This is a genomic window from Dietzia sp. E1 (assembly GCF_014145015.1).
Lineage (GTDB): Bacteria > Actinomycetota > Actinomycetes > Mycobacteriales > Mycobacteriaceae > Dietzia > Dietzia cinnamea_A.
The window spans coordinates 1-2,592 of sequence record NZ_JAALDU010000268.1; the positions used below are offsets into that span (position 1 = coordinate 1).

The window sequence follows — 2,592 nt, forward strand, 5'->3', positions numbered from 1 at the left end:
GCGGCGGGCGGCCCTGCTCGATATCGTCACCGGCGAGGCGGGGATCGTCGTGGGCACCCACGCCCTGATCCAGGACTCGGTGGACTTCTTCGACCTGGGCCTGGTGGTGGTGGACGAGCAGCACCGCTTCGGGGTGCGACAGCGTGACCGCCTGCGGTCCAAGGGCCGCGCCGGCATGGTGCCGCACCTGCTGGTGATGACCGCGACCCCCATCCCGCGGACGATCGCCATGACGGTGTTCGGCGACCTGGAGGTCTCCGAGCTCGACGAGCTCCCCGGGGGTCGGCGTCCGATCTCGACGTCCGTCGTGCCCGCGCGGGAGCGGCCGGCGTGGTTGGTGCGGGCGTGGCAGCGGGTGCGCGAGGAGGTGGCCGCCGGCCACCGGGCGTACGTGGTGTGTTCCCGCATCGACGCCGACGACGGCAGGTCCGACGACGGGACGAAGGGGGACGACGACGAGGGCGGCGACAGACCGCCGTTGGTCGCCGCCGTGGATCTGCACGAGTACCTGTCCACCGGCCCGCTGGCCGGGCTGAGGATCGGCCTCCTGCACGGCCGTCTCCCGTCGGAGGAGAAGGACGCCACCATGGCCGATTTCGCCGCGGGCCGCCTCGACGTGCTCGTGTCCACGACCGTCATCGAGGTCGGGGTGGACGTCCCCGAGGCCACGGTCATGGTGGTGATGGACGCCGAGCGATTCGGCGTCAGCCAGCTCCACCAGCTGCGCGGTCGGGTCGGCCGCGGCGGGCTCCCGGGACTGTGCCTTCTCGTGACCAACTCCCGCGCGGGGAGCCGGTCCATGGAACGGCTCGACGCGGTCGCCGCCACGACCGACGGGTTCGTCCTGGCCCACCTGGACCTCGTCCAGCGGCGTGAGGGGGACGTCCTGGGTGACGCGCAGTCCGGGGCGCTGTCGGCGCTACGGCTGCTGTCGGTGGTCGACGACGGGGACGTCATCGAGATCGCGCGCCGCCACGCCGAGGAGATCCTCGAGGCGGACCCGGGCCTGCACCGGCATCCCGCCCTCGCCGAGCGCGTCCGCCGCCTGGCCGGCTCCGAGGACTCCGACTACCTGTTCCGATACTGACCCGACGGGAACCCGAATGACCCGCATCATCTCCGGCCGCCTGCGCGGACTGTCGATCGCCGTGCCGCCGGCCGGGACACGACCCACCACGGACCGGGTCCGCGAGGCGCTCTTCAGCGCCATCGACAGCCGGGTGGACCTCGACGGCGCCGCCGTCCTCGACCTGTTCGCCGGGTCCGGGGCGCTCGGACTCGAGGCCCTGTCCCGGGGAGCCGACACCGCGTGGTTCGTGGAGGAGAACCACCGTGCGGTGGCCTGCCTGAAGAAGAACACCGCAGGGGCCTCGTCGTCGTCGCCCTCCCTGCGCCTCACCGTGAGACGGGCGGCGCTCCCGGCGGCCCTCGAGGGCGGTTGCCCCGTGCCCGGCGGGTTCCACCTGGTCCTGGCCGACCCGCCGTACGAGCGCTCGGCCGTGCTCGACGAGCCGGTCCTGGGCGCGCTGCTCGAGGGGGGCTGGCTCGCCGAGGACGCCCTGGTGGTGTGGGAGCGCTCGAAGCGCGACCCCGCCGTGCGCTGGCCCGCCGGCTACGACGTCGTCTTCGAGCGCACGTACGGGGAGACCACGATCGAGATGGCCAGGCCTGTTGATACGGTCGCCCCATGACGACCGTCGTGTGCCCAGGCTCCTTCGACCCGGTGACCCTCGGGCACCTCGACATCATCCGCCGCGCCGCGGAGCTGTTCGACGACGTGATCGTGTGCGTGGTCGCCAACCCCAACAAGCAGGGCACCTTCACGATCGACGAGCGCAAGGCGCTCATCGACGAGGTGTGCGCGGACATGCCCGGCGTGCGGGTGGACAGCTTCTACGGACTGCTCGTGGACTACTGCCGCGACCAGGGGGCGACGGCCGTCATCAAGGGCCTGCGCGACTCCACCGACTACGACTACGAGCTGCCGATGGCCCACATGAACCGGTCCATCGCGGGCATCGACACCGTCTTCCTGCCCACCCGGGCCGACCTCGCGTTCGTGTCCTCGTCCCTGTGCCGCGAGGTGACCCGGCTCGGCGGCGACGTCTCGCACCTGTTGCCGGAGCCGGTCGCCGTCGCACTGCGGCAGCGCCTGGGCTGAACCGTCGCGCTGCGGGAACGCCTCGGCCGAAATCGCCCGACCACCGGACACACCGCCCGCGCACCGGGCCGCCGTCGTGTGTTGCGGGCACACTGGTGGGACAACTGAGACGATCCGGTGAAGGGACGAGCGTGTACCGAGTGTTCCAGGCCCTCGACGAGCTGAACGCGATGATCGAGGACGCCCGCAGTCTGCCCATGACCGCGAACTGCGTGGTGCCCCGGCACGAGTCCCTGCTGTTGCTCGACGACATCCGCGACTCCTTCCCCGGTGAACTCGACGACGCCCAGGACGTGCTGGACCAGCGCGACCGGGTGCTCGCGGAGGCCGACGCCACCGCCCGCGAGACCATCGCCGCCGCCGACGCCGAGGCGGACCGGACCCTGCGCGACGCCCGCGAGGACGCCGACGCGATGCTCGCCGACGCCAAG

General features: G+C 72.3%; 3 protein-coding genes and 1 pseudogene. All 4 read left to right on the forward strand.

Annotation, left to right across the window (positions count from 1 at the left end; all coding sequences use genetic code 11):
* A partial coding sequence (locus tag G6030_RS09690; RefSeq protein ID WP_277817444.1) for a helicase-related protein occupies positions 1 to 1,087 on the forward strand: 1,087 nt, incomplete at its 5' end.
* A gap of 16 nt (positions 1,088 to 1,103) precedes the next feature.
* Positions 1,104 to 1,691, forward strand: a complete 588-nt coding sequence (gene rsmD, locus G6030_RS09695; RefSeq protein WP_182642997.1) for a 16S rRNA (guanine(966)-N(2))-methyltransferase RsmD — start codon at positions 1,104 to 1,106, stop codon at positions 1,689 to 1,691.
* Positions 1,688 to 2,161, forward strand: coding sequence for a pantetheine-phosphate adenylyltransferase (coaD, locus tag G6030_RS09700; RefSeq protein ID WP_182642998.1), 474 nt, complete (start codon positions 1,688 to 1,690; stop codon positions 2,159 to 2,161). The genes rsmD and coaD overlap by 4 nt, the downstream gene beginning before the upstream one ends.
* 131 nt (positions 2,162 to 2,292) lie before the next feature.
* Positions 2,293 to 2,592, forward strand: a pseudogene (locus G6030_RS09705) (DivIVA domain-containing protein); the annotation flags it as partial.

Excerpts from the sequence above, each read along its gene's own strand:
- rsmD (WP_182642997.1), top strand. The coding sequence starts at position 1,104 with ATGACCCGCATCATCTCCGGCCGCCTGCGCGGACTGTCGATCGCCGTG.
- coaD (WP_182642998.1), top strand. The coding sequence starts at position 1,688 with ATGACGACCGTCGTGTGCCCAGGCTCCTTCGACCCGGTGACCCTCGGG.